The organism is Niallia yueguangensis, from assembly GCF_052663115.1.
The window spans coordinates 20,947-47,863 of sequence record NZ_JBQTCX010000030.1 but is presented as its reverse complement, the minus strand read 5'-3'; the positions used below and the strand labels follow the sequence as shown (position 1 = coordinate 47,863).

At 37.0% G+C, this 26,917-nt stretch carries 20 protein-coding genes; 5 read left to right on the top strand and 15 right to left on the bottom strand.

Features of this window, described 5'->3' with window-relative positions:
- Positions 1 to 210: 210 nt before the first annotated feature.
- Together ACTYA4_RS20190 and ACTYA4_RS20185 are read left to right on the top strand one after the other, a co-directional pair.
- Positions 211 to 1,344 carry a DUF418 domain-containing protein gene (locus ACTYA4_RS20190; RefSeq protein WP_443483333.1) on the top strand — a complete coding sequence of 378 codons (1,134 nt, stop codon included), beginning with the start codon at positions 211 to 213 and terminating at the stop codon, positions 1,342 to 1,344.
- Positions 1,345 to 1,487: 143 nt separating this feature from the next.
- On the top strand, positions 1,488 to 3,155 hold the full coding sequence (locus ACTYA4_RS20185) for a DUF6044 family protein (protein ID WP_443483332.1): 1,668 nt from the start codon (positions 1,488 to 1,490) through the stop codon (positions 3,153 to 3,155).
- Positions 3,156 to 3,611: 456 nt separating this feature from the next.
- On the opposite strand, the gene ACTYA4_RS20180 is transcribed toward ACTYA4_RS20185, so the two are convergent.
- The gene (locus ACTYA4_RS20180) at positions 3,612 to 5,639 is read right to left on the bottom strand and encodes a methyl-accepting chemotaxis protein (protein ID WP_443483331.1); all 2,028 of its coding nucleotides are present in this window, start codon (positions 5,637 to 5,639) and stop codon (positions 3,612 to 3,614) included.
- Positions 5,640 to 5,831: 192 nt separating this feature from the next.
- Here ACTYA4_RS20180 and ACTYA4_RS20175 point away from each other — a divergent pair, with 192 nt between their 5' ends.
- Positions 5,832 to 6,134: a DUF5634 family protein gene (locus ACTYA4_RS20175; RefSeq protein WP_443483330.1), complete on the top strand. Its 303-nt coding sequence runs from the start codon at positions 5,832 to 5,834 to the stop codon at positions 6,132 to 6,134.
- Between the two features lie 123 nt (positions 6,135 to 6,257).
- Here the strand turns inward: ACTYA4_RS20175 and rlmD are convergent, their stop codons facing one another.
- The 7 genes from rlmD to ACTYA4_RS20140 all read right to left on the bottom strand — a co-directional run bounded on the left by rlmD (position 6,258) and on the right by ACTYA4_RS20140 (position 13,219).
- Complete coding sequence (gene rlmD / locus ACTYA4_RS20170; protein WP_443483329.1) at positions 6,258 to 7,628, bottom strand: 23S rRNA (uracil(1939)-C(5))-methyltransferase RlmD; 1,371 nt, start codon at positions 7,626 to 7,628, stop codon at positions 6,258 to 6,260.
- A gap of 419 nt (positions 7,629 to 8,047) precedes the next feature.
- Entirely contained in the window at positions 8,048 to 8,983 is a 936-nt protein-coding gene (locus ACTYA4_RS20165; protein WP_443483328.1) for a diacylglycerol kinase, read from the bottom strand.
- Between the two features lie 136 nt (positions 8,984 to 9,119).
- Positions 9,120 to 9,380 carry a hypothetical protein gene (locus ACTYA4_RS20160; RefSeq protein WP_443483327.1) on the bottom strand — a complete coding sequence of 87 codons (261 nt, stop codon included), beginning with the start codon at positions 9,378 to 9,380 and terminating at the stop codon, positions 9,120 to 9,122.
- Positions 9,381 to 9,655: 275 nt separating this feature from the next.
- Positions 9,656 to 10,585: a LiaI-LiaF-like domain-containing protein gene (locus tag ACTYA4_RS20155; RefSeq protein WP_443483326.1), complete on the bottom strand. Its 930-nt coding sequence runs from the start codon at positions 10,583 to 10,585 to the stop codon at positions 9,656 to 9,658.
- Between the two features lie 530 nt (positions 10,586 to 11,115).
- Positions 11,116 to 12,204: a ubiquitin family protein gene (locus ACTYA4_RS20150; RefSeq protein WP_443483325.1), complete on the bottom strand. Its 1,089-nt coding sequence runs from the start codon at positions 12,202 to 12,204 to the stop codon at positions 11,116 to 11,118.
- Positions 12,204 to 12,677: an anti-sigma factor gene (locus ACTYA4_RS20145; protein WP_443483324.1), complete on the bottom strand. Its 474-nt coding sequence runs from the start codon at positions 12,675 to 12,677 to the stop codon at positions 12,204 to 12,206. Before ACTYA4_RS20145 ends, ACTYA4_RS20150 begins: the two co-directional genes overlap by 1 nt.
- Positions 12,674 to 13,219, bottom strand: coding sequence for an RNA polymerase sigma factor (locus ACTYA4_RS20140; protein WP_443483336.1), 546 nt, complete (start codon positions 13,217 to 13,219; stop codon positions 12,674 to 12,676). The genes ACTYA4_RS20145 and ACTYA4_RS20140 overlap by 4 nt, the downstream gene beginning before the upstream one ends.
- 647 nt (positions 13,220 to 13,866) lie before the next feature.
- Here ACTYA4_RS20140 and ACTYA4_RS20135 point away from each other — a divergent pair.
- Together ACTYA4_RS20135 and plsY are read left to right on the top strand one after the other, a co-directional pair.
- Entirely contained in the window at positions 13,867 to 15,537 is a 1,671-nt protein-coding gene (locus ACTYA4_RS20135) for a hypothetical protein (RefSeq protein ID WP_445505852.1), read from the top strand.
- Between the two features lie 316 nt (positions 15,538 to 15,853).
- Entirely contained in the window at positions 15,854 to 16,474 is a 621-nt protein-coding gene (gene plsY / locus ACTYA4_RS20130; protein ID WP_443483322.1) for a glycerol-3-phosphate 1-O-acyltransferase PlsY, read from the top strand.
- A 467-nt stretch (positions 16,475 to 16,941) separates the two neighbouring features.
- Here plsY and gatB read toward each other — a convergent pair whose 3' ends face one another.
- The 7 genes from gatB to pcrA form a co-directional block, all read right to left on the bottom strand.
- On the bottom strand, positions 16,942 to 18,369 hold the full coding sequence (gatB, locus tag ACTYA4_RS20125) for an Asp-tRNA(Asn)/Glu-tRNA(Gln) amidotransferase subunit GatB (RefSeq protein WP_443483321.1): 1,428 nt from the start codon (positions 18,367 to 18,369) through the stop codon (positions 16,942 to 16,944).
- Positions 18,370 to 18,381: 12 nt separating this feature from the next.
- Positions 18,382 to 19,839 (bottom strand): Asp-tRNA(Asn)/Glu-tRNA(Gln) amidotransferase subunit GatA, encoded by a 1,458-nt coding sequence (gene gatA, locus ACTYA4_RS20120; protein ID WP_445505851.1) that lies wholly within the window; start codon positions 19,837 to 19,839, stop codon positions 18,382 to 18,384.
- Positions 19,840 to 19,851: 12 nt separating this feature from the next.
- The gene (gatC, locus tag ACTYA4_RS20115) at positions 19,852 to 20,142 is read right to left on the bottom strand and encodes an Asp-tRNA(Asn)/Glu-tRNA(Gln) amidotransferase subunit GatC (RefSeq protein ID WP_443483319.1); all 291 of its coding nucleotides are present in this window, start codon (positions 20,140 to 20,142) and stop codon (positions 19,852 to 19,854) included.
- A 532-nt stretch (positions 20,143 to 20,674) separates the two neighbouring features.
- Positions 20,675 to 21,118 carry a YueI family protein gene (locus ACTYA4_RS20110; RefSeq protein ID WP_443483318.1) on the bottom strand — a complete coding sequence of 148 codons (444 nt, stop codon included), beginning with the start codon at positions 21,116 to 21,118 and terminating at the stop codon, positions 20,675 to 20,677.
- A gap of 118 nt (positions 21,119 to 21,236) precedes the next feature.
- Positions 21,237 to 22,403, bottom strand: coding sequence for a CamS family sex pheromone protein (locus tag ACTYA4_RS20105; protein ID WP_443483317.1), 1,167 nt, complete (start codon positions 22,401 to 22,403; stop codon positions 21,237 to 21,239).
- 2 nt (positions 22,404 to 22,405) lie between these two features.
- Positions 22,406 to 24,424: an NAD-dependent DNA ligase LigA gene (gene ligA / locus ACTYA4_RS20100; protein ID WP_443483316.1), complete on the bottom strand. Its 2,019-nt coding sequence runs from the start codon at positions 24,422 to 24,424 to the stop codon at positions 22,406 to 22,408.
- A gap of 249 nt (positions 24,425 to 24,673) precedes the next feature.
- A complete protein-coding gene (gene pcrA, locus ACTYA4_RS20095; RefSeq protein WP_443483315.1) occupies positions 24,674 to 26,896 on the bottom strand; it encodes a DNA helicase PcrA in 2,223 nt (740 codons plus the stop codon).
- Between the last annotated feature and the right edge of the window lie 21 nt (positions 26,897 to 26,917).

Below are 26,917 nucleotides of genomic sequence, written 5' to 3'. Positions count from 1 at the left end.
GCATACGCTCCTGTGGGGTCTCGTCTTTCTCGCATTCCCACAGGAGTCTACGTGTATTCAGTCTGCTGATACTTCTTCTCTATGTGAAAACAACAAACTTTGAGAAAACAGCCTTACTGAAAGCATATTGTAAAAGGAAAGTTAAATTTAACTACCTGTAAGTTCCAAAAATCCACTATAATGGAAGAGAAATACGAAAGGAGTATGTGTATGAACTTATCTGTTAGTAAAGAGCAGCGCATTAAGTCTATTGATGTGCTGCGCGGCTTTGCTATTTTAGGAATCTTCCTTGTTAATATTCCCACTATGCTCGGAATGGAATTATTTTTAGAGGAACGAAGCTACAACGGTTTCGATGCTTATCTGCGGCTATTTTACGATTTATTTGTGCAAACGAAGTTTTATGTTATTTTTTCCTTTTTATTTGGATTAGGATTTTGGATTTTTATGAGTCGTGCTGAACAAAGAGGAGCAAAAATGTATCGATTATTCTCACAGCGGTTAGTCATTTTACTCTTATTTGCTTTGATTCATATCAGCTTTTTTTGGAATGGAGATATTTTGAATACATATGCCTTCACAGGATTTTGGCTGCTGCTTTTTTATAAACGAAATCCAAAAACGATTTTAATCTGGTCGATTGTCCTGTTGGTGCTATCTGAGCTAATTACTATATTAGGTTCACTCGTAGAGACAACCGAATCTGTCGACTCGATCGTTCCAGCCTTTAATCAATTTGATGGCTGGTTAGAACAAGCGTATGCTAGAATTCAATTTTTTTTAATATACGGTATCCCTGCTAACATTGTTTATTTTCCAGAGATTTTAGGTTTATTTTTATTAGGCTTGTTTGTAGGAAAAATTGAGCTTTTTCAGCGGATAAATGAGTTAAGAAAAAACATCCGCACGATTCAGATCATCGCGTTCCTTTTAACCATCCCAAGCTGGATTATGCTTTTTGTCCAATTTACTCCAACAAGCTACAATCCGTCGGAAAACTATGTTTATGTGGTAACAAGCGGGAAAACGTTGTCGATCTTTTATGTCACTTCTTTATTACTATTACTTGAAAAAGAAAGATGGCAGACGTTCTTGGCTCCTGTTGGATACGTAGGTCGAATGGCTTTAACTAATTATTTAGGCCAAACCGTTGTGACTACAACATTATTCGCTCTATTATTTGATAATACGGCTGAAATTACGCTATGGCAATCCGCTATTTATTGTCTTGCTTTTTATGCGTTGCAAATGTTTTTAAGTAAGTGGTGGCTATCGCAATTCCAATTTGGCCCACTTGAATGGCTATGGAGAATGGGGACATATAGAAGAGTTCAGCCTTTATAAACGAAGGATCTGGAAAAAGTCGTTAATTAACAATATTTCTTTTATGAATCGCTCTTTCAAAGGCATCCGCATCTACCTTCAAAATAGGCTGTGTTATTATTGCAAATCTTATTATTAAAAATTAGATTTTTGAGGTGTAAAGTGTGTTTTTAAATAAAAAAATAGAGCAAAGACTATTGTTCTTTGCTTTTCTTGTTATTGTTTTATGTGTATCGCCCCTTTTTATCCTAGGAGAAAATGCTCATATTCGCGTACACGATAACTTAGACTCAAACTTAGCGTGGTATAAGGTATTAGCTGAAAGCGGAAAAATCATTAGTCCGGTTGATGCAACCATTCCTCAAATCATAAATGGATTACCCCGAAATGCTTTTGGAACGGAATTTAGCTTAATTGTATGGCTATATGCCTTATTTCCAACCATGACTGCTTATGCACTTAGTCAATTTATTACACGTATTGTCGCGTTTATTGGCATGTATCTTCTATTAAAAAAGCATTTTTTGCCTAAAAGCGAATGGGGATTCATTCGAATTGGGGCTGCTCTATCATTGGCGCTTACTCCTTTTTGGCCATCCGGCATGCTCAGTACACTCGGAATGCCATTAGCATTATGGGCATTTCTCAATATTCGCAAAGGGGAAAAATCTTGGGTAAATTATTTAACCTTAACTCTTTTGCCCTTCTATTCGAGTATTGTTCTAGGCTTTTTCTTTTTCTTAAGCGGAATGGGAATATTTTGGATTGTGGATGTAATGAGAGGAAAAGGATGGAATCTTCGCTTCTTCCTATCCATTGTTTATATGTCATTGATTTATTTACTGGTAGAGTATCGGCTTGTTTCTTCGTTTCTTTTTGATGATGAGCCTAATAGCAGAGATGAATACTTTCATGCAAGATTATCTTTTTTTCACTGCCTCCGACTCACATTGAAAAACTTTGCTTTAGGACATAACCATGTTATGACGATTCACACACTATTCATTTTACCTGCTTTATTAATCGCTTTATACTTAGTTTTTTATAAAAAACTGTGGAAGCAGGAAAAAGTGTTTGTATGGTTGTTTTGGCTAAACCTTGCTTTATCAGCATGGTATGCTTTTTGGTTCTACAAAGGCTGGCTTCCGCTGACAGAACGCTTTCATTTTTTGGATACGTTTAATTTTGCCAGATATCATTTTTTAAAACCTTTGATTATTTATGTTATGTTTGCTCTTTCTTTAAAAATCATTTGGTTTCATGGATGGAGAAAACTTACCTTTTATTTAGTTGCTGCTCAAATTGCATTGGGTTTACTTTTTAATGAAGAAATCATTTTTCATAAAGAACCTACTGTCAAACAATTTTTTGCAGAAGAACAATTCCAAGAGATGAAAGAGTACATAGGGATGCCGCAGGAAAGCTATCGTGTAGCAAGTATTGGAATCCATCCAGCGATTGCTCAATATAACGGCTTTTACACGCTTGATAGCTACAATAATTTTTACCCTTTAAGCTATAAACATGAGTTTAGAAAAATAATAGAAAAAGAACTTGATAAAAATAAAACGATTCGTACCTACTTTGATGAATGGGGTGGGCGCTGCTATATTTTTACGGATGAGCTTGGGAAACATTATATGTTTAAGAAAAGCTCTAAAAAAAGGCTGGAGAATCTTGAACTTAATATCGAGCCTTTTAAAAGAATGGGAGGCAAATATATTTTTTCTGCTGTTCCAATAGACAACGCCAACGAAAACAATCTAACACTAAAAAAAGTGTTTGAATCAAAATCTTCTGCATGGAAAATTTATTTGTATGAGGCTTTATAATTGGCTCTGTTAAATTCCATTGTTGATTTTCAAAGGCTGTTTTCGTATAGATTGTTGCTTTTAAACTCGCAGACTGAATACACTTCGCTTTCCGTGGGCGAGCGTCGAGCCTCCTCGTCGCATACGCTCCTGTGGGGTCTCGTCTTTCTCGCATTCCCACAGGAGTCTACGTGTATTCAGTCTGCTGAGCACTTCTTCTCCCATTTTTTATGTGAAAAACAACAAACTCTGAGAAAACAGCCTTTTCAAAAGGTCAGGGTATCCACTCCCTTTCCACGGACGAACTGACAAGCCTCCTCGCTCGTTCCTCACTGCGGGGTCTTGCCAGCCCGTTTTTTCCGCAAGAGGCTCGCAGATTCCCTTCCTATAAACAACATTATCATTTAACAGTTCCTTATAGTACCTGACTCCAGTGCATAATAGCATTACCGCACTAGGGTTAAGACACTCGTATGCTTAAATTCTAAATTTGGAAATAGCCTCTTGAAGCTCTAATGCCATAGACGACAATTCTTGACTCGCCGAGCTAATTTCCTCAAAGGAAGCTGTCTGCTCTTCAGCTGCAGCTGCTGCATTTTCAAAGTCTCCCTGAGCAGAGTGGGCAATCTCATCTACCTCTTTTATTGCTTCAACGATGTGATTTGTACTCGATGATATCTGCTTGATCGATGAAGAAATATCTTTCATCTGCTGAGAGACCTGTGAAACGATGGAGGTTATATCTTTAAATGTCACACCAGCTGTTTGGACAACATTCGAACCTTTTTCCACCTCTTGTGTACCACTATTAATAGAATTCACTGCAAGGTCTGTATCCGTCCGGATTTCTTTAATCAAGTCCCCAATCTGACCTGCTGCCTGTTTCGATTGTTCGGCAAGCTTCTTCACTTCATTGACCACAACGGTAAAGCCCTTTCCATGCTCACCTGCACGCGATGCCTCAATCGAAGCATTTAAAGCTAACAAGTTTGTCTGATTGGAAATATCAGAAATTGTATTAACAATCTGATCAATTTCATTGGACCGTTCTCCTAGCTTTGCGATAATATTTGCCGCTGCATTTACAGTTTGTTTGATTGTTTCCATCTGAGTCATAGCTGAAACTACAGCTTCTTCCCCAATCTTTGCTTTTTGAACAGCTTCTTCAGAACTTCTAGCAACCATATCTGAATCAGCGGAGACAATCTGAAACGTCTCAGACATTGTTACCACTGTTTCAGCAGCTTCACTCGTACTGTTGATTTGTTTTAAAGTTCCTTCTGTTACCGAATCAATTGTACCTGCTACTACTTGAGCTGCCTGAGCAGTCTGATCAGCGCTCGCATTTAGCTGTTCAGAGGAAGCAGCCACTTGTGCTGCATTGTCCTGTACTGTGTGAATGAGTCCGTTCAAATTATTCAACATACCATTCAAATCATTCGATACTTGACCTAATTCATCTTTAGAATGAATATCAAGGCGGTGCGTCAAATCTCCTGCCGTAATCTTTTTGATTATTTCAGACATATTAGAAAGATTTTTCAACGTATACTTTAATAGAAAATAAGTAATTGCTACGAGAATAACCACTATAATAATGAAATAGATTAAGAGATTTTTCGTCATACTCTTTAAAGGTGCAAATACTTCATCCTGCGTTACTGTAGTTGCAACAGACCAACCAGCGGACTCAACTGGTTCATATCCTATGTAATACTGTTCGTTGCCAAGCTTGGCCTCTTCTAATCCATTTTTTCCCTCTATCATTTTTTTCGCAATCGCTCCGATATCACCGTTTTGGCTTGTAAGAGGCTTATTCATAATGAAGTCTTTATCTGGGTGGTAAATTACGTTGCCGTCAGGTGCTAGCAATATACTGTAGCCTGTTTCTCCAATTTTAAATGGCTCCATTATGGAAGGAATGGAGTCTAAGAATAGATCAATGGCTACGATACCTACCTTCTCATTATTGACCTCTACTTCCTTCATTACGCTCATAATTACTTTACCGAAGACTTGATCCATATATGGTTCCGTGTAATATACGCCTTCAGCATCCTTTACTGGCTTATACCAAGGACGTTCAGAAAGGTCAAAGTCCGGACTTGACAGAACCTTTCCTGTCCCCGTTAAAAAGTTCCCTTTCTCACTCGCTACCCAGACCATTGCCACATCCGGGTCCATGCCTTTAATCGCTTCTAGTGACTGATTCATATCCTTATAATATGAGTTCGTTAACGCTTCATCCCGTGTTTTTGCTGTCTTGAGGTAATGAAGTACTGTTTGATTACTCGTAATTTGATCCACTAGCTGCCCTTTTTCCTCGAAAAAATTATTGATCTGATCAGCAATCCATTTACTCTCAACGGATACTTCCTTCTCAATATTTTGAGTCAAAATATTCTTGGTGTACATGTTTACAATTACAGCAGCAACAGAGAGAACTATTGCAATTGCTACAAATAAAACAAGGGATACTTTTGTTGAAATACTTTGTCGGTTCATTTATGGCCCCTCCTAAAATGATGATTAATTTCCTATAAATTTGGATGTATTAATGCTCCTATATTTTGAGTGATTATCCCAACTATATGTACTTCTTATTTATCGGTAATTTCACCTAATATGTTTATATAAAAACAAAGAAAGACATATTAATAATAAGATATTATGATTTATTAAGAAGGGGCGAAATGGATGGAATTTTTATCACGAGAACAAATTATTAATGAATTACAACAGTCATTTGAAATTTATATTAATAAATTCGGTATAGAAAATATCGGTATTTTTGAAGAAGAGGGACAAGCTGATCAATACTATATTGGTTATACAGTTAAAAAAGACGGCAAAACCTATCATATCCATATTCCATATATAAAAAACAATACTGGAGGGTTAAGCCCTATTAAGAAAGAGTGGACGGTAGAAACAGATGATCCAAAAGAGGAAGATGTTAGGGGATACAATGATTTAGAAAGTGTTTTTCGCGAAATTTAAAAGCCTCTACCTTTTTCGTTATAATATAAAGTAAGGGAAGAATAAAAAAACGACCTCTTCCCTTTACCTGTTTAAAATCCTTTGCAAAATTTTAATATTAATTTAGCAGGAGGTATTTTTTCGTTACATTTTTAAAGCGAGTTGTGCAACACATTCCACGTGCATCGTCTGCGGAAACATATCCACAGGCTGCACTTCAAGCGTTGTGTAGCCTCCGTCTTCTAAAATACGCAAGTCTCTTGCTAATGTCGCGGGGTTGCAGGATACGTAGACTACTTTTTTTGGCTTCATGTTAATAATTGTTTGCAGCAGTGCTTCGTCACAGCCTTTTCGAGGCGGGTCGACTACTAGCACATCTGCTTCATTTCCTTCTTTATACCAATTGGGGATAACTACTTCTGCTTCGCCAACGGAAAAATCCACATTGTGGATATCATTTATTTCTGCATTTCTTTTGGCATCATCTATTGCTTGTGGAACGATTTCGACACCGAATACTTTTTTTGCTTTTTGGGCAAGGAAAAGCGAGATTGTTCCGATGCCGCAATAAGCATCAATAACGCTTTCTTCTCCTTGTAAGCCTGCATATTCGAGCGCTTTATCATAAAGAACCTTTGTTTGCTCTGGGTTTACTTGATAGAAGGAACGGGCAGATATCGCAAATTTAATTTCTCCGATATAATCCGTAATCGTTTCTTCGCCCCAAAGCACTTTTGTTGTTTCTCCCATAATCACATTCGTTTTTTTGTTATTCACATTGTGGATAATGGATTTTAATCCAGGGATGCTTTTTACGATTTCATCCACAATTTTAATTTTATTCACCATTTCATTTGTGCGGGTAATTAGTACAACCATAATTTCTCCCGTCACTAATCCACGTCTTGCCATAATATGACGCAAATCGCCTTTATGGCGGCTTTCATCATATGCACGTATGCCATATTTATTGCAGATTGCTTTTACTTTTTTGATGACAACATCATTTTCTTCTTGTTGAATAAGACATTCTTCCATGTTGATAATTTGATGGGAACGCTGTTGATAAAAACCGCCAATCAGTCCGCCTTCTTGCTCACCAATAGGAACTTGTACTTTATTTCGGTAGCGCCAAGGTTCATTCATGCCAAGGGTTGGGTGAACAATTGTATTAATTTTTCCGATTCTCGTTAAAACATCTTGGACTTGTTTATGCTTTATTTGCAGCTGTCCTTCATAGCTTAAATGCTGAAGCTGGCAGCCTCCACATTCTTTATAAATAGAACATGGAGCTTCTACTCTATATGGGCTTTTTTCCTTCAGTTCTAAGAGACGGCCAAATCCGTAATTTTTATTTGTTTTAACCACCTTAACGGTAGCTTTTTCACCAGGCAACCCATTGGGGATAAATAAAGGGTATCCATCTACCTTTGCCACTCCGGAGCCATCATGTGTTAAATCTTCAAATACTATATCTATTATATCGTTCTTTTGAACAGGCAATGTTCGACTCATATGCTTCTTCCTTTACATATTGTTTTCCTAAGGCTGTTTTCTCAAAGTTTGTTGTTTATTACATAAAAACATGGGAGAAGAGTACTTAGCAGCCTGCATACACGTAGACTCCTGTGGGAATGCGGGAAAGACGAGACCCCGCAGGAGCGAATGCGACGAGGAGGCTTGTCGCTCGCCCACGGAAAGCGAAGGGTATGCAGGCTGCGCGTTTAAAAGCAACAATCTATACGAAAACAGCCTTTCCTAAATTAAGAGACAATAAAAAAATTATAACAATCGTTTACAAAAGTAAATCATACCATAAAAAAGCTAATTGATTACAGGAAGTTTTTTGGGAAGGACTTTGTTGAAGAAACAGTGGGATCTTTTTTACATAGAGAATGAGCTATTTTGGAGAATAGCCCATTCTTGTCCATTTATTATTGCTCAATCATTCTAGTTTTTTCAGGGTTGTCTTCATCGCGAATTTCGTTAATCGGAACAAACACCTCAAAGTGTCGGTATAAATTAACAAATTCTGCAGGAAGCATTCCGCCTAATTCACCATCAAGATTTAATTGCACCGTTTCATTGGACGTAATTTTTATATGATTGGCATTTGCATAAATAACGTTCGGATCATTTACATGCTCTCCGCGAAGAGCAAGGGTAGCAATGCGAATAAAATCTGCTAGATTTGCTTTTTTCAAGATAAGCAAAGAAAACAATCCGTCATTGATAGACGCACCGGGTGCTAATTTCTCAAACCCGCCGACAGAGTTCGTTAAACCAACTAAAAAGAGCATAACTTCCCCTTCAAATAGTTTTCCATCGTATTCAATCTTAACCGTTGTTGCCTTTAAAAATGGCAGCATTTCAATTCCTTTTAAATAATAAGCAAGCTGCCCAAGCATTGTTTTTAATTTGCTCGGCACTTCATATGTCAGCTCTGTTAAATGACCGCCGCCTGCGATATTAATAAAGTATTTATCATTTATTCGACCAATATCCATTGGAATCGTATCACCTTTTGCAATGATATCTGCAGCCGCTTCTATATCTCTTGGAATATGTAAAGCTCTTGCAAAATCATTTGTAGTGCCGACAGGAATAATTCCTAGTTTTGGACGGTATTCTTGTTCAGCTAACCCGTTCACCACCTCATTAATGGTGCCATCTCCGCCAGCTGCAACTACAAGATCATAACGCCTCTCTACTGCAATCTTTGCTGCTTTTGTAGCATCTTCAGGTCCTACTGTTGCGTGGCAGGAGGTTTCATATCCTGCATTCTCCAATTTTTTTAGCACTTCTGATAAATGCTTTTTAAACGCTTCACGACCTGAAGTAGGATTATATATAATTCTTGCACGTTTCATAACCATCATCCTATTTTTTCAAGATTTCGATCCATACTATACCATCTAACATCATAAACGATAACTACATCTTTAGGCAATATTTAGTAGCTTTTCAACAATGATTCTTCCCCATTATGCCCCTCTACTTCTTTTCTCAACCTATTATTTTTGGACAAAACTTAGTGCTTTTTGCTTTATTTTGTCCTTCATAAACTCTCTCAAAGACAAAACTTAGTGCTTTTTGCTTTATTTTGTCCTTCATAAACTCTCTCAAAGACAAAACTTGGTGCTTTTTCTTTATTTTGTTCTTCATAAGCTCTCTCAAGGACAAAACTTGGTGCTTTTTCTTTATTTTGTCCTTCATAAACCCTCTCAAAGACAAAACTTGTGCTTTTTTCTTTATTTTGTCCTTCATAAGCTCTCTCAAGGACAAAACCTGGTGTTTTTACTTTATTTTGTCCTTTATAAGCCCTTTCTCCAAGCGTTTAGCAACGCCGGTAGTTGATCACCCTGTACGCCTACGCTGAAGTTTCTAAGTTAAAAGAACTTTTCTTTTCTTATTAAAAACAATTAATCAAACGTTTGATTTAAACAAACGTTTGATTAATCTCTTTGAATGACTAAAATTGCACTGCTCATGCTATTAGTACAAAGAAAAAATCTGCATAAAAACAGATTTTTTACTATTTTTTATTCAGTTGTTACCTCTAAACTACCGCTGTTTACAATGTTAATTGTGGCATTTTTTTTGCCTTTTACATAGCTTGCTTCTGCTAGTATATTCGGTTCGTTTTCGTCTGCTTCATCTTTATTTTCACTTTTCCATTTTTCGCTTTCACTATCTAAAATCTCAGTATCTTTCACCTTTACTTGCACATTTTCTGTATCAGCCAGATTCAGATTAAGTGATGATGCATTGGAAATACTCCAATCTGTTCGAAGATTGCGTGGATTAACCGTTAATTCATCATTTTCTCCCACAATTTCAACTTTTATATTATTTGGAATAAGAATGGTTGACTGAATCGTAGAATAAGAAGAAGAAAAGCCCCTTGATTGGATCGGTAAATCTTTTAGATTTACATAAACGGTATCTCCTTTTTCATTTACTAATACATAATCTTGTGCTTTTTTAATCATTACTTTTTTATCCGCATTAACTGACCGGTATGTACCAAATAAGGAAACGGTATTATCATCTGTTCCTTCTATTGATAAGGGGCTGCTTTGCCCTTCTGTATCAATGACCACTCTTTTAATATTGTTCTTTATTTTATAATCATATGATGGTAAATCCATCGTTACTTCTTCTCTGTTAAATTCTTCTTGCATAGCAGTTATCAACCCAGTTGACTGTAAAAATACAATCGCTATACCAGCCGTTCCTATTATGCCAACAATAATAATGCTGAATAGATCAAAATTTAAATATGGTTTTTCCTGTTTAGAAGTGAATAGATAAAGCAGTATTTCTACGCCAAGCACCACTAAAATAACCGGCCACCAAACCTTCAGCACCGTTGTTATATCCCACTGTAAAAATTGCGATAATAACAGAAAAATTCCGAGAAATAGCAGTGATAACCCCATCGAAAATGTACCAACACGCCAAGTTCTCATTTATTTGCCCCCCTTGTTTCATTTAGGCTCTTTTCGTATAGATTGTTGTTATTTACCCCGCAGCCTCAATACACTTCGCTTTCCGCGGACGAGTGCCGAGCCTCCTCGTCGCTTTGCTGAGGACACTAGAAAAGTGGATGCTATGAAATATAGATAGTGAAAATCAAGCATTTAGAGGTTTGCGTTCGGTTTTCCGAGGCTTACCGCACGCTTTCCGCGGGGCGAGTGCCGAGCCTCCTCGTCGCTTTGCTCCTGTGGGGTCTCGTCTTTCTCGCTAATCCCGCAGGAGTCGTGCGGACGCCTCTCCTAACCAACATGATGGTCGTTTTCAAACTCCCTATACCATTTTTATCCTACTAAAATATAAGTGTTTTACCTATAATTTATATAATAAAACACTTCAGTGGCCTCGCTATGCTCCTGTGGGGTCTTGTCTTTCTCGCTTTTCCCGCAGGAGTCTACGTATATTCAGGCTGCTCAGTGTTTCAAAAACAACAAACTTTTAGAAAACAGCCTTCTTAAACCTTTATCTATTTTACCTGCTTCACTTTTTTCTTGCCCATTAATAAACGGCCGCCGCCTAATATTAGAACGAGACAAACAATTCCTGTCTGGAAGTAATGGTAAAATAAAAACTGCAGATCAATGCCATATAAGACGTGTATTTTTGGTGCTAATCCAGGCAAAATTATATTCACAAATAAATAATATACACCTAATAAAACAAGCCCTATACCAATCCATTTCTGGTGATTAATTAAATAGGAGATGACTGGTGTATCTTGCAACGGCTCATCTTCTCCTGCTTTTGACGCTTTTTGCAGTCCATCAAAAAAGCTATAAAACCAAATCAATGGAACCAAAAATAAAAAGATTCCTAATCGCAATTCATTTAAAATAAAGATCGAGAATAAAAATGCTGCCATTAATTGAATTCCACGCTGCTGCAATCCTAAATATAAATGTCCTGCACCAGGGAAAATTGATAAAAAAGTAGCAATGGCTTTGCTTTTTTTGCCTTCTTCTCTATTTTTTTCTAAGTCTTGAAAAATGGTTTGATCGACTAATTCTTCTCCATTTTGCTTCTTTGTAAATTGCTGCATCGCATCGAAAAATCCATATACCCATATAATAGGAAGAATAGCGATAAATATTAAAAACTCGCTTCTACCCGTTAATAAGGTAACAAAAAACACCATCATTCCCAGTCCTAAGAAAGAGCTCAACAACGTGATCCCACGATACATCAACCCTAATTGAAAATGACCAAGACCTGGTACAAAGGATAAAACAATCGTATAAAAACGATCTGACTCTGTTGTATTTACGAGAATCGTTTCTCCATTTTCATTTTGTTGTTCAACAGGCAATCTTCTTTTTAAATACCTGCTTGTTGTGATGCAAGTATCGATGATGCTGATGCAATAAATAACAAAACCAAAAAATACGATAAAAATGACAACTTCCTCATCCATAGAAGATGCTGCTAGCATAATAGAAAACAATGCCAATCCAAAAACAGCAGAACCATACAAAAATCCTCTCAGCTTCTGCCCGATATAAAACAACCCACCTCCCGGAAAAAACGCTAATATAAATGCGACGATCGGGTTCTTCATTACTTCTTTTCCTCCTTTATGTTGCCTTCTAGTTCATCCATCCAAGAAAAAGTTTTATCCACAAATCCAACGGTTACAGCCTCTTTTTTGGTTGGTATTTCTGCTTTTTGAATATTTTCTGTATGTTGAATAATCGATTGAAAAACCCCTGTAGACATCAGAATTAATGTTACCGCAGCTGCTAGTGTATATTGAAAAATAGTGGAGTGATAAAACCTCCGTCTCTTTTTTGTCTTTACCTCTAGCTTTGTTTCTGCCTCTTCATTGGAAATTCGCATCATAATTTGGTCGGTAAAAGCAGTTTCATCCGAAATGGTAGGAAGCACCGTTTCTTGTTCAGCTACAGCAGTTACATATATATCGAGACATTGATCACATGTATAAAGATGATCTTCTAAAAGAATTCGTTCATGCTCTTCTAACTCATTCTTTACATATTTCAGCCATTGTTCAAAAGAATAATGTGTTGTCATAAAAAGTCTTCCTCCTTCCAATGCTTTTTCATCCATATTCTAGCCCGATAAAGCTTTGTTTCAATCGTTTTCACTTGTACATTTTGTTCTCGTGCCATTTGTTGATAGCTTTTTTCGGCAATATAATAACCATAAATAACATCCCGATAATTGTCCGGCAGTTCTTCTAATCTTTGTCGAACTAATAACCGTCGCTGTCGATTGACAACTACTGTTTCTACCTCTTCTTTATTTGTATAGTGTAAATCCAGTTCGACAACTTCTGAAATATCTTCTCTTCTTCTTTGCTGCTTTCGTTTGACATCAATGGCATGATTAACAGCTATTCTTGTTATCCATGTTTTGAAGCCCTGGTTCTCGTATTTGGGGAGAGAGGTATAAATTTTGAGAAACACTTCTTGTGCAGCATCTTCTGCTTCCTTCTGGTCTTTCAAAACACTATATATAGTCCGAAACAAATCATGTCGATATTTTTCCACTAATAATCGAAACGCATGATCATTTCCGGCAATAATTTCTTCAATAAGATCTTGATCACTAATTCTTCTCTCCCCCTCTCCAAACCAGCTTACACACTAATAGACGATATACATAACAAAACCCCTACAGTAAAATAAAATTTTTTTGTAAGGAGAGAAAGTTTTTATTATTTAAATGATGACTGTTTTCGTATAGAATGTTACTTTTAAACTCGCAGCCTGAATACACTTCGCTTTCCGTGGGCGAGCGTCGAGCCTCCTCGTCGCATACGCTCCTGTGGGGTCTCGTCTTTCTCGCATTCCCACAGGAGTCTACGTGTATTCAGTCTGCTGAGTATTTCTTCTCTCATTAAAAAAACAACCAACTTTGAGTAAACAGCCTAAAATATAAGAACAATTCAACATGAAATAGTTTATAAAATACTATAATATCTTATCATGTATTAAAAAGAAGACAACTTCCTATTTTAATATGTTCATCATTTTTCAAACGGAACTATTTCCAGTAAAATACGTATAACAAAGAAAAAGTCTCTGGAAATGCGTGTTCAAAAGGTAACAAATTAGAAGCAAGAAGGTCGAGGCGGCGTAGCTTTGAGCAACGGAACGTATGCAATTAGATACGTGAGTAGCGGAAAAGCAAGCCAACGAAGAGATTCGCCGCTTATCATTTGGTACCTTTTTGAACATCCTCTGGAAAGGAGAAAAACATGATTTATTTATTTGCTGTGTTAGCTTTAACGTTAAATCCATTTGTATGGAAAACATATTATCAGAAAAAAGGGTTTCTTTCTTCCCAAATTTTCCGTGTCGTTGTTGGAGTAGTCTTTATTTTTCTATTAGATTATTTCCGCTTAATTGATTATTCTGTGCAAGCATTCATAAAATTCGGTTTACTTTATTTAGCTTTTTTCTTTTTTTGCGATTTATTTTATCCACGAGTGAAAGGATATGCTGTCACCTTTTTACTTAGCATTGTACTGCTCTTGATTTGGGCATATTTACAGTTTTTCTATCCATTGACAATTGCAAAAGATAAATATGCATTTGTAGCAAGTAAAACTACTGTTGCCAGTCGCGAAGAGGAATCAATGGATGAACAGCATATTGCCGTTGTCCCAGAAAGTTATGCAAGATATCGAAGTGAAAAGAAATTGGGAGAGCTTGCTCACTCCTCTTATTATGACCTTGGCGATTCTACTTTACAGAAGATTGATAACCACTTATATTGGGTAACTCCTATTGAATATACCGGCTTTTTTAAATGGACCAAAGGAAAAAACGTCCCAGGATATATTAAAATGAGTGCAGAAGATGAAAATGAAGATGCTATTTTAGTAGAAGCTTCCATGAAATATGTACCTTCTGCTTATTTTCAAGAAGATATAAAAAGGCTCGTCCGCAGCAAGTATAAAGATACGATTTTGCTAGAAGCAAGCTTTGAACCAGACGATGAGGATAAACCATATTATGTAATTCCTTACGGGTACTATCATAAATTCCGTCAAATGGTGGATATAAAGGGAATCTACATCGTTGATCCAAAAACAGGTGATATAAAAGACTATTCCATAGAAAATATTCCTGATTTTATTGATCATGTCATTCCTACAAGTGTCGCCGAAGATTGGAATGAATGGTACGGCAAATATGTTCACGGGTTTTGGAATACAATTTTTTCAAAAGAAGATATGATTATGCCGACACAATGGGAAGATAATGATGAAGTAAACGGCGTTTTCAATCAAGCACTACAATTAAACTGGTTTACAGATTTTACTCGAGCTAAATCAGACAGCGGCTCGATGGTCGGCTATTCACTGTTAAATGCACGAACTGGAAAAATAACGTTTTATACAGAAGCAAATGGTTCGTTAAATGGAAAATCGGCTATTAATGTAGCGGAAAAAACTTTCCGAGCAGAAAAATATGAAGCTGGAACTCCTTTGCTTTATACAATTTACGGACAGTTCACATGGGTTGTTCCCCTTATGGACAGCAACAATGTACTGCGCGAAATGATGCTGGTTCATGCAAAGGATGAGAAGATCTACAGCTACAGCAACTCAAAAATAAAGCTATTTAATGATTATAAATATGCACTTGCCACACAGCTTAAAAATGATAAAACGGTACCTACAGATATTGCAAATAATAAAAAAGCAACTGGAACTGTCCGTTATGTTTATAAAGCTGAAGGGCAAAGCAGTACCGTGGTTAAGTTTATGCTAGATGGACAGGATACGATATTCCAAGTTTCCTCTACTGATTTTCCTTACAGCGTTTTTATTGAAAAAGGAATGAAGCTGTCTCTCGATTATATCGATACAGACGAAGCCATCGTATCTGTTGAACATTTAACAATAGAAGGGCTGCATTAAACTATTTTTTTGTTAAGATAGAAGAAGGTTAAAAACTTTCTTCTATCTGCAAATAAAAGAAACAAACATTATTCTTCAGCAGCATATAATGAAGACAACAGAACAACTATTATAAGAAAAGCGCAAGCGCCCTTGCTCATCGACGGAAAAAGCTGGACTGAATCGAGTGAGATAAAGGAAACACGAAGAGCGTAGCGATTCGATGTTGACTTATCGTAGACGAGGTGAGGGAAGCGTTGATGTCGATAGGGCGCTGGAGCTAGACACCCATCAGACTTCAGAAAACTTATATTTTCTTATCTTTTGAAAAAGGAGAATGCGATTGTTTATACTTTTGTTTGCTTCCTATCTTATCGGATCTATCCCTACTGCCTTAATAATAGGTAAAGTGTTTTATGGAATTGATATTCGCAAACATGGCAGCTTTAATCCTGGTGCAACGAATTCTATTAGAGTACTAGGAAAAAAAGCAGGATTAATTGTTCTTTTCATTGATATTGGCAAAGGTGCACTTGCTGCGTCCCTCCCATTGCTTTTCCAAGTAAATGTAGATCCTTTGTACACAGGTCTGCTTGCCGTTTTAGGTCATTGCTTTCCGATTTTTGCAAACTTTCGTGGAGGAAAGGCAATTGCTACTACTGCCGGGTCATTACTTATCGCTAATCCTTGGATGCTGCTCATTGCTTATGTTACCTTTATTCTTGTAATTGCTATTACAAAATACGTCTTTATTGGCAGTTTATCCGTTGGCGCAGCATTATTGTTATACGCCATCATCGAGCCTGGATTAAAAAATGAACTCATCTTTGTCATCTATTTGCTTTTATTAATCTACTTGCATCGCTCGAATATTATTAACTTCATTCAAAAAAAAGAACCTAAAATCAATGATAAAAATATCAAAAAAGATCGAATTGACCCGAAGAAAATTAGCTAGTACTCTATATTCAGACAAGTATTGCAACAATTTTTATGAAACAAAAAGGAATCTGTAGATTAGTAACTTTTCCTGGGAAATGAATGGAGAAATTGTCGAAATAAATGGGGAATAAAAAAGCGGAAGCGCCTTGATCAGCCCCGAAGAACAATGTTCTCTTGTCTCCAAAAGTGCATTTTACTTTTGGCTGTTTTCTCAAAGTTTGTTGTTTTTTACGTAAAAAAATGGGAGAAGAAGTACTCAGCAGACTGAATACACGTAGACTCCTGTGGGAATGCGAGAAAGACGAGACCCCACAGGAGCGTATGCGACGAGGAGGCTCGACGCTCGCCCACGGAAAGCGAAGTGTATTCAGGCTGCGGGTTTAAATGCAACAATCTATACGAAAACAGCCTTACTTTAGAAAATTTCTTATCTTAAAAAAAAGCGAAGGGAAACGATTTTGTATCGTTTCCCTTCGCTTTTTATTATCTTTTTGTTATTTCTTGCACCAATAACTTATTAACCAACTGAGGATTTGCTTGTCCTTTTGTTGCTTTCATAATTTGTCCAACAAGGAATCCAATCGCTTTTTGTTTTCCGTTTTTAAAGTCATCAATCGACTGTGGATTATTATCCAATGCTTCGCCAATAATTTTGAGCAATGCACCTTCGTCGGAAATTTGCACTAATCCTTTTTCTTTTACAATACTTTCCGCATTTCCGCCTTTTTCAATCAACTCTTTGAAAACTTGTTTCGCAATCTTGCTGGAAATCGTTCCATTTTCAATTAATTTGATCATGCCTGCTAAGTTTTCTGGCGTAAGCCCTACATCTGAAAGCTCTTTTTGTTCTGCATTAATATAAGCGGAAACATCGCCCATTAACCAGTTGGAAGCAAGCTTTGCATCTGCTCCTTGTGCGACTGTTTCTTCAAAGAAATCTGCCATTTCCTTTGTTACTGTTAAAACATTCGCATCATATGCTGGTAATCCAAGCTTTTCTACATATCTTTTTTTGCGAGCATCTGGAAGCTCTGGAATTTCTGCACGGATGCGCGCTTTCCAATCCTCATCAATATACAGATCCAATAAATCTGGCTCTGGGAAATAACGGTAATCGTCAGATCCTTCTTTTACACGCATTAATAATGTTTTATTTGTCGCTTCGTCATAACGGCGCGTCTCTTGGTCAATAACGCCGCCAGCACTTACTACTTCTCTCTGGCGTATTTCTTCATATTCCAGCCCTTTGCGAACAAAGTTAAAAGAGTTTAAGTTCTTTAATTCTGTTTTTGTACCAAATTCCTCTTGTCCAACTGGACGGATAGAAATATTCGCATCACAGCGAAGAGATCCTTCTTCCATCTTACAATCAGATACACCAGTATACTGAACAATCGATTTTAATTTTTCCAAATAAGCATATGCTTCATTTGGTGTACGAATATCAGGCTCTGATACAATTTCAATAAGCGGCGTTCCTTGACGGTTAAAGTCAACTAAAGAAAAGCCGTCTCCATGATTCAGCTTCCCTGCATCCTCTTCTAAATGAACGCGTGTGATGCCGATCTTTTTCTTATACCCATCAACTTCAATCTCAATCCATCCATGCTCACCGATCGGTTTATCAAATTGAGAGATTTGGTATGCTTTTGGATTATCCGGATAAAAATAGTTTTTGCGGTCAAACTTTGTATCTGTTGCGATTTCACAGTTAAGCGCCATCGAAGCTTTCATGCCATATTCAACCGCTTTTTTATTTAGTACAGGCAAAACACCTGGATACCCTAAGTCAACAACGGTTGTATTTGTGTTAGGCGCAGCTCCAAAATGGTTCGGACTGCTTGAGAAAATTTTCGATTCTGTTTTTAATTCTACGTGAACCTCTAATCCTATGACTGTTTCAAATTCCATTTCTATCACCCCTTACAGCGTTGGTTTTTGTTTATGATAATCTGTTGCTTGTTCAAATGCATACGCCACTTTATAAATGCTTGCTTCATCAAAGTGTTTTCCGATAATTTGCAAACCTAATGGCAATCCGTTTGAGAATCCACATGGTACCGAAATTCCTGGTACACCTGCTAAGTTAACAGGAATCGTTAAAATATCATTTGCATACATCGTTAATGGATCATCGACATTTTCACCAATTTTAAATGCTGGTGTTGGTGTTGTTGGTCCAATAATTACATCATAGTTTTGGAAAACATCTTCAAAATCTTTTTTGATTAATGTACGTACTTTTTGTGCTTTTTTGTAATAAGCATCATAATAGCCAGAGCTTAAAGCAAACGTACCTAGCATGATTCTGCGTTTTACTTCGTCTCCAAAGCCTTCTGCACGAGTTCTTTTATATAAATCAATTAAGCTCTCTGCATCTTCCGCACGGTATCCATATCGAATGCCGTCAAAGCGTGAAAGGTTGGCAGAAGCTTCTGAAGAAGATAATAAGTAGTATGTAGCTAACGCATACTTACTGTGCGGCAAGGATACTTCTTCCCATGTTGCACCTAAACCTTCCAGCACCTTTAAGGCATCTAGGACCGATTGTCGAACTTCTTCTTGTACCCCTTCTCCTAAGTACTCTTTAGGTACAGCAATTTTCAACCCTTTTACATCGCCAGTTAATCCTTTTGTAAAATCAGGAACTTCTACATTAGCTGATGTAGAATCCATTGGATCTAGACCGGAAATAGATTGAAGAAGAAAAGCATTATCTTCAACTGTTCTCGTAATTGGTCCAATTTGATCTAATGAAGAAGCAAATGCTACAAGACCAAATCGAGAAATTCTTCCATATGTAGGTTTTAAACCAACTACGCCACAAAAAGCTGCCGGTTGACGGATAGATCCGCCTGTATCTGAACCAAGTGAAAAAAGAACCTCGCCGGCTGCTACAGATGCAGCAGAACCACCTGAAGATCCGCCAGGAACCGTATTTAAATTCCAAGGGTTTTTTGTTTTTTGGTAATAAGAGTTTTCTGTAGAAGAACCCATCGCGAATTCATCCATATTTAATTTACCGATTGTAATCGCTTCTGCCTGCTGTAATTTTTCGATTACAGTAGCATTATAAATTGGCTGGAAGTTTTCTAAAATTTTACTGGAACAAGTAGTTCTTAAATCTTTTGTTACAATATTATCTTTAATTCCAATTGGCATTCCAAATAATGCTCCCGTTTTTTCCCCGGAAACTAATTTTGCATCTAATTTTTTCGCTTTACGAAAAGCATTTTCTTCATCTAATGTGATAAATGCTTGTACTTTGTCATCTACTTCTTTAATGCGATTATACGCTTCTGTAACTAAATCAGAAACAGACACTTCTTTTTTATGTAATAATTCATGCAAGTCTGCAATCTTTTGGTCAAACAAACTCATTTTTTTCCCTCCTTATTCGATAATGGATGGCACTTTAATTTGTCCCTCTTGATGTTCAGGGGCATTGCGAAGAACCTCTTCTACTGGAAGACCTTTTGTAGCTTTATCTTCACGTAAAACATTTTTCATATCTAAAACATGTGATGTTGGTTCAATTCCTTCTGTATCGATTTCATTTAATTCTTCTGCAAATGAAATAATCGCATCCAGTTGTTTCTGAAATTTCGCTGCTTCTTCTTCTGTAATGGCTAGTCTTGCTAAGTTTGCCACGTGCTTAACTTCCTCAATTGTAATTCTTGACATCTTTGTCACCTCCATAATAATACGCACAACACAATAATCTGATAATATCAAACAAATCTCTATGAAAGCAACAAGAACGATAAAACTAACATAGAATATTCTTAAGAAAAACGCAGGCGTCCGAGCTAGACACTCGTCTAAGTTGAAAAATTTTATTTTTCTTATCTTTTTAGCTCTGTTAAACGATAATGTTGATTAAAGGAAGGGAATCTGGAATTCAGCAGAGCAATCTTTTTAAAAGGCTGTTTTCTCACAGTTTGTTGTTTTTTACGAAAAAAAATAGAATAAGAAGTACTCAGCAGACTGAATACACGTAGACTCCTGTGGGAATGCGAGAAAGACGAGACCCCACAGGAGCGTAGCGACGAGGAGGCTCGACGCTCGCCCACGGAAAGCGAAGTGTATTCAGGCTGCGGGTTTAAAAGCAACAATCTATACGAAAGCGGCCTGTTTTAATAGGTCAAAAAAATAAACGAAAGGCATTCCTTTGCCTCATCGTTTATTTTCTAAGCTTTTATAATCGTTAACTGGGCTATTTTTTAAAAAAGCTTCCTAACGAGGAGAAAAAACCTTTTTTTTCTTCCTTGGCCGCGTCATTTTCTTGTGTCATATTAGAGATATAAATTTCTTCTTTATCAATCGCATGATCATATGCCACGAGCAAGCCAATTTCACTAACATAGTTCTTATTTGTTACAATCGTATACTCCATTTTATTACCGTCTGCTATTTTAATATACTTTGACAAATAAGCATAGTCGAGATGACCATTTAAAAATAATTTGGCGCCAGCATTATTTTTTATTACTTCCTTCACTTCGTTATAAACACCATCTTCCCTAACTTGTGATTGCTTTAATGCAACAACCACCCTTTCCCGCAGTGTTCCGAGAAACTGTCGGCGTTCTTCAGGTTTCGTTTCCTTTGAACCGTACATGCCTTGTTGTAAATAATCATCTAGATTTGGATTTGACATAACATCTCTCCTTCCCTTCGATCACTCTTTACTACTATACTCTAATCTTTCAGGAAAAAACCTTTATTTACAAACTTTTGGAAGTCGATAAAAGAATCATGCTTAATTCTGATTATTTTTATTCATAAATATGCACAAAAGGCTTGTCTGCATCGGCGTCTCTAACAATGAGTGATTCGGCTCCGTTTACGGACGTAATACTAACTTGAACAGAAATATCGGATGAAAAATGGTCCATCACTTGTCCGGCAACAAATTGTGTGAATCCAATTACTTCTGCTTTCCCATACAATTGGATTGGTATTTCGATATTTAAGTTTTGCAATTTATTGTTTACATAAAAGGCTCTGCCAATTACTCCATTAAAATTCGGGAAGTATTCTTCAATATCTTGTTTAAAATAGGAAAATGGATCTTCATCAGATTTATACTTACTATCACCATTTGGGAATAGCACATATTGTTCATTAATTTTTTCCCAATCTCCCAAACTGCTGCTTCCTTTTGCTGCTGATGCATAAGCAATAAAATTGCCGGGAACAACAGAGGACGTTTCTTTTTGTTCAAACAAGGCTATCGTTATTGGAACAGTCCCTAATCCTTGCATTTTTCTAAGCCTTTTTATAACTTCTGAGGCAATTTTTTTTCCTTCACTTTCTAACTTTGCTTGACTGATATCGGATTTAAATACAGCACCACCTTTTTCTTTCTGGTAATAATAAACCGAATTTAAAGCCAATCCAATTGTTACGCCACCTAGTGTGACCGTTTTTGATTTTTTGTTCTTAATTAAATAATCATGTTCTAAAACATGAGCTAAATAAATCGGCTCCATTTGTCCGCTTTGTGCCATAGACAGCCCTTCATCCGATGGATTTAACCCAATATTATTACTTGCAGATACATCCTTTTCCCCTAGTTGTTGTTTTGTAAATTTCCTATTCAACCAACTTGAAACAACTTCCTTCGTTAAATATTGTCCTTCTTGAAAGTAATATTCATTTGGATCAAATGTATTCTGTGCTACACGCATTAATCCGGTTTCAAATTCGCTTATATCATATCGGGTATTTAAGTTATTTACGACTAGGCCTCTTGCCGCTGACGATTTAAAAGGCAATTTCATACTATAATAATCATCTGATATTTTATATTTTGGCAAAATAGCCGTCTCTGTTGTACTATCATTTGTTTTTGTTTTCACTTCTTCTTCCTTTTGAAAGCTCGGTGCACAAGCTGATAAAAAAAGAACAAGACATATGATCAACATGAATCGCTTTTTCATTCTTACAACACACCTTTAACCTTTAATTCTTCGACAAGCTTTTCCTCATCCCAAATCTCAATTTCTAATTGCTCTGCCTTCGTAAGTTTGCTTCCTGCATCTTCACCAGCTATTACTATATCTGTTTTTTTGCTGACGCTTCCCGTAATTTTACCGCCTAATCGTTCTATTTTTTCTTTCGCTTCATTACGTGAAAGCTGCTCTAGTTTACCTGTTAAAACAATCGTTTTTCCAGCAAATATACTATCTGTATTTTCAGCTTGTACTGGTTTCGGTCCAGTATACGTCATATTAACCCCAGCAGTCTGAAGTTCATCTATAAGGGCTTTTACTTCCTCTTGTTCAAAAAAAGTTACGATAGAATCTGCCATTTTTTCGCCGATTTCATTGATTGCCGTTAATTCTTCCTTTGTTGCTTTTGACAGCATCTCTATGCTATTAAATTCCATTGCTATCGTTTTTGCTGCTTTTGCCCCTACATGGCGAATGCCTAGGCCGAATAATAGCCTTTCAAGAGAATTTTCTTTAGACGCTTTAATCGCATTTAATAAGTTGGTAACAGATTTATCGCCCATTCTTTCTAATTGAATCAGCTGTTCATATGTCAAGGCATACAAATCTGCAACATCTTCAATTAACTTTTCTGTGAACAGCTGGCTAATCACACGTTCCCCTAATCCATCTATATTCATCGCATTTCGAGAAACAAAATGGATCAGCCCTTCTCTTATTTGGGCAGGGCATTTAGGATTGATGCATCGTAATGCTACTTCGCCTTCAATTCGGACGAGATCACTTTCACATTCCGGGCAATGTGTTGGCATAAGAAAATCTTCCTCATCCCCTGTTCTTCTTTCTACAAGAACATTCACTACTTCTGGGATAATATCGCCAGCTTTTTTTACTACTACACTATCCCCGATTTTAATGTCTTTTTCTCTAATAAGGTCTTCATTATGAAGGGATGCCCTTCTTACCGTTGTTCCCGCTACCTTTACTGGTTCTAACAATGCAGTTGGTGTAATAACCCCAGTTCTGCCGACAGTAAGCTCAATGTCCAACAGTTTAGTTACGACTTCTTCTGCCGGAAATTTGTACGCTATTGCCCATCTTGGACTTTTTGCCGTTGTACCTAAGCTGTTTTGATGCTCTAAACGATCTACTTTAATTACTATTCCATCAATTTCATAAGCCAAATGAGGACGCTTTTCCTGCCAGCCATCCACAAAGGCTAAAACTTCTTCGATTGTAGGGCATTTTTTTCTTTCTTTATTTGTCTTAAACCCTACTTCATCTAATAAATCTAATCCTTCACTATGTGATTGAATTCCTGTTTCGCCTACATCACCAATACCATATACGAAAATATCTAAATTACGAGATGCCGCAATTTTAGGATCTAATTGCCTTAAGGATCCAGCAGCAGCATTCCGTGGGTTCGCAAAAGGCTCTTCTTCCTTTTCTTCTCTTGCTTTATTTAAGGCGATAAAGGATTTTTTCGGCATAAATGCTTCCCCGCGAACTTCGATGCTAACAGGCTGCTTCAGTCTTAACGGAATAGAACGAATCGTTTTAAGATTGGCGGTAATATCTTCACCTGTGGTTCCATCTCCTCTTGTTGCTCCTTGCTCAAACAAACCATCTTCATAACGCAAAGAAACAGCCAGCCCATCTATCTTCAATTCACATACATATGTGAAGTCATCGCCAATTGCTTGACGTATTTTTCTGTCAAAATCACGTAAATCGGCTTCATTAAATGCATTGCCTAAACTTAGCATTGGCTTTTGGTGCTGTACCTTAGAAAACATGTCTAAAATTTCTCCACCTACGCGCTGCGATGGGGAGTCCATCGTTTTTAGCGCCGGAAATTCCTGTTCTAAGTGAACTAGCTCTTTTAATAAAGCATCATACTCTGCATCAGGAACAGAAGGATTATCGAGAACGTGGTATTCATAATTATATTGGTTTAATAAATTATGCAGTTCTTTTACTCTTTTTTCTGCTGTTTTTGCATCCATTATTCTATTCCTTTCTTTTCATATATAAGTGAGTGTTCAAAAAGGCGGACAATAAGAAAAGCGCAGGCGCCTTGCTCAGCCCCGAAGAAAAATGTTCTCTTGACTCAAAAAGTGTTTTTTACTTTTAGAGGCAAGAGGTTATCTTTCACAGGGGCTAGGCGCCGGAGCCAGACACTAAACTAGGTTTAAAATTTTCTTTCTTATTCTTTTAAGAAAAAGAGGCTCTCCGAACTTTTTGAACACTCCCTGTTATGCTTTCTGAATCGGCGCAAACTTAGCCAACAATCTTTTAATTCCTACAGGACTAGGGAAGGCAATATCCAGTTCTTTTGAATCTCCTTCTCCTTTGACACTAACAACTGTTCCAACACCCCATTTTCCGTGAGCTGCTTTGTCGCCAACACTCCAATTGATGCCTTCTCCACCAGTGGTTGTTGCTGCAGGACGAATAACCGCTTTCCGCACCCCTTGTTGGGCTGGACGTGAGAACAGATTGCTTGTTGATTGCGCACTGTTTCTTCTTTGCGGCATTAGACCATCAAGCAATTCCTCTGGTATCTCCTTTATAAATCTAGAAGGAGGATTCATATTTGTTCTGCCAAAAAGGGTTCTCATTTGCGCATTTGTTAAGTATAAATGCTTTTCTGCTCTTGTGATCCCCACATACGCAAGCCGCCTTTCTTCTTCCATTTCTACTTCCTCAACAAGAGAGCGAGAATGTGGAAATACGCCTTCTTCCATTCCAATTAAAAAAACAACTGGGAACTCTAATCCTTTTGCTGAATGAAGTGTCATCAACACAACAGAATCTGCTTGATTTCCATCTTCATCTAATTTATCAATATCAGCAACAAGTGCTAAATCGGTTAAAAATGCGATTAACGATTTATCGTCATTAGAATCTTCAAAGTTTTTGGTTACCGACATAAATTCTTCGATATTTTCTAAGCGGCTTTGTGCTTCAATTGATTTTTCCGCTTTTAACATCTCGATATAGCCTGACTTCTCTATTACTTCTTCCACTAGTTCCGTTACTGATAAATATTCCTGCATGTCACTGTAATTGCGGATTAAATTGCGAAATTCTGTTGCAGCTTTTGTGATTTTAGGACTTAGACCAATCAGTTCCACTGCATCTAACGCTTGATACATGGACATATCATGCATCGCTGCAAAGTTGGCAATTTTATCAATCGAAGTCGAACCAATTCCTCTTTTCGGAACATTAATAACCCGCTGCAGGCTGATGTCATCATCCGGATTCGCAATTAATCGCAAGTAAGCTAATGTATCTTTAATTTCTTTTCTATCGTAGAACTTTATTCCTCCAACAATTGAATACTCAATATTGGATTTCAAAAGCATTTCCTCCATCACACGGGATTGTGCATTTGTTCGATAAAGGATGGCGATATCAGACAGGTTTAACGATGTTTCTCTTCTTACTTCTTGTATTTTCCCAATCACAAATTGTGCTTCACCTTGTTCACTGTCTGCACGGTAATAATAAATTTTATTTCCTTGTTCATTTTCCGTCCAAAGATTTTTTTCCTTGCGTCCAGCATTATTTTCAATTACCTTATTTGCTGCTTGCAGAATTGTTTTAGTGGAGCGGTAATTTTGTTCTAACATAACGACCTTTGCATTAGGATAGTCTTTCTCAAATGAAAGGATATTGGTAATATCAGCTCCACGCCAACGGTAGATGGATTGATCAGAGTCACCAACTACACAAAGATTACGAAACCTGCTTGCTAATTGTTTTACTAAAAAATACTGGGATTTATTGGTATCCTGATACTCATCCACGTGAATGTATTGAAACTTGCGTTGATAATATTCTAAAACTTCAGGTACTCTTTGAAATAGATGAATCGTTTGCATAATAAGATCATCAAAGTCTAGTGCCTGATTTTTGCGCAGACGTTTTTGATATTCTGTATACACATCACTTACTATTTGAGAAAAATAATCCCCTGCCGTCTTCGCAAATTCTTCTGGCGTCACCAGTTCATTTTTCGCAGAACTGATGCTTGCCAAAATTGCTCGTGGATCATTTTTCTTCGGGTCAATATTTCGATCTTTTAAAATACCTTTTACAACGGATTGCTGATCGGTTGTATCTAAAATAGTAAAATTGCGATTATAGCCGATCCGATCAATATCTTTTCTTAAAATTCTTACACACATCGAGTGAAAAGTGGATATCCAAATGTCCTCACTTGCTCCCCCTAATACTGTCGCAATCCTTTGTCTCATTTCTTTTGCGGCTTTGTTTGTAAAAGTAATCGCTAAAATATTATAAGGATTTATTCCTTTTTCCACCATCAAATAAGCAATCCTCTGTGTTAATACTCTCGTTTTTCCACTTCCCGCACCTGCCATAATCAACAATGGTCCGTCTGTTGATTTTACAGCAGCTTCTTGTTCGGGATTTAAACCATTTAATATTTTATCTGTTAAAAATTTCATTCCTTCACCACCATAAGAACA

Coding starts and splice junctions, on each gene's coding strand:
- ACTYA4_RS20190 (WP_443483333.1), top strand. CDS start 211: ATGAACTTATCTGTTAGTAAAGAGCAGCGCATTAAGTCTATTGATGTG.
- ACTYA4_RS20180 (WP_443483331.1), bottom strand. CDS start 5,639: ATGAACCGACAAAGTATTTCAACAAAAGTATCCCTTGTTTTATTTGTA.
- ACTYA4_RS20175 (WP_443483330.1), top strand. CDS start 5,832: ATGGAATTTTTATCACGAGAACAAATTATTAATGAATTACAACAGTCA.
- rlmD (WP_443483329.1), bottom strand. CDS start 7,628: ATGAGTCGAACATTGCCTGTTCAAAAGAACGATATAATAGATATAGTA.
- ACTYA4_RS20165 (WP_443483328.1), bottom strand. CDS start 8,983: ATGAAACGTGCAAGAATTATATATAATCCTACTTCAGGTCGTGAAGCG.
- ACTYA4_RS20160 (WP_443483327.1), bottom strand. CDS start 9,380: ATGAAGGACAAAATAAAGAAAAAAGCACAAGTTTTGTCTTTGAGAGGG.
- ACTYA4_RS20155 (WP_443483326.1), bottom strand. CDS start 10,585: ATGAGAACTTGGCGTGTTGGTACATTTTCGATGGGGTTATCACTGCTA.
- ACTYA4_RS20150 (WP_443483325.1), bottom strand. CDS start 12,204: ATGAAGAACCCGATCGTCGCATTTATATTAGCGTTTTTTCCGGGAGGT.
- ACTYA4_RS20145 (WP_443483324.1), bottom strand. CDS start 12,677: ATGACAACACATTATTCTTTTGAACAATGGCTGAAATATGTAAAGAAT.
- ACTYA4_RS20135 (WP_445505852.1), top strand. CDS start 13,867: ATGATTTATTTATTTGCTGTGTTAGCTTTAACGTTAAATCCATTTGTA.
- plsY (WP_443483322.1), top strand. CDS start 15,854: ATGCGATTGTTTATACTTTTGTTTGCTTCCTATCTTATCGGATCTATC.
- gatB (WP_443483321.1), bottom strand. CDS start 18,369: ATGGAATTTGAAACAGTCATAGGATTAGAGGTTCACGTAGAATTAAAA.
- gatA (WP_445505851.1), bottom strand. CDS start 19,839: ATGAGTTTGTTTGACCAAAAGATTGCAGACTTGCATGAATTATTACAT.
- gatC (WP_443483319.1), bottom strand. CDS start 20,142: ATGTCAAGAATTACAATTGAGGAAGTTAAGCACGTGGCAAACTTAGCA.
- ACTYA4_RS20110 (WP_443483318.1), bottom strand. CDS start 21,118: ATGTCAAATCCAAATCTAGATGATTATTTACAACAAGGCATGTACGGT.
- ACTYA4_RS20105 (WP_443483317.1), bottom strand. CDS start 22,403: ATGAAAAAGCGATTCATGTTGATCATATGTCTTGTTCTTTTTTTATCA.
- ligA (WP_443483316.1), bottom strand. CDS start 24,424: ATGGATGCAAAAACAGCAGAAAAAAGAGTAAAAGAACTGCATAATTTA.
- pcrA (WP_443483315.1), bottom strand. CDS start 26,896: ATGAAATTTTTAACAGATAAAATATTAAATGGTTTAAATCCCGAACAA.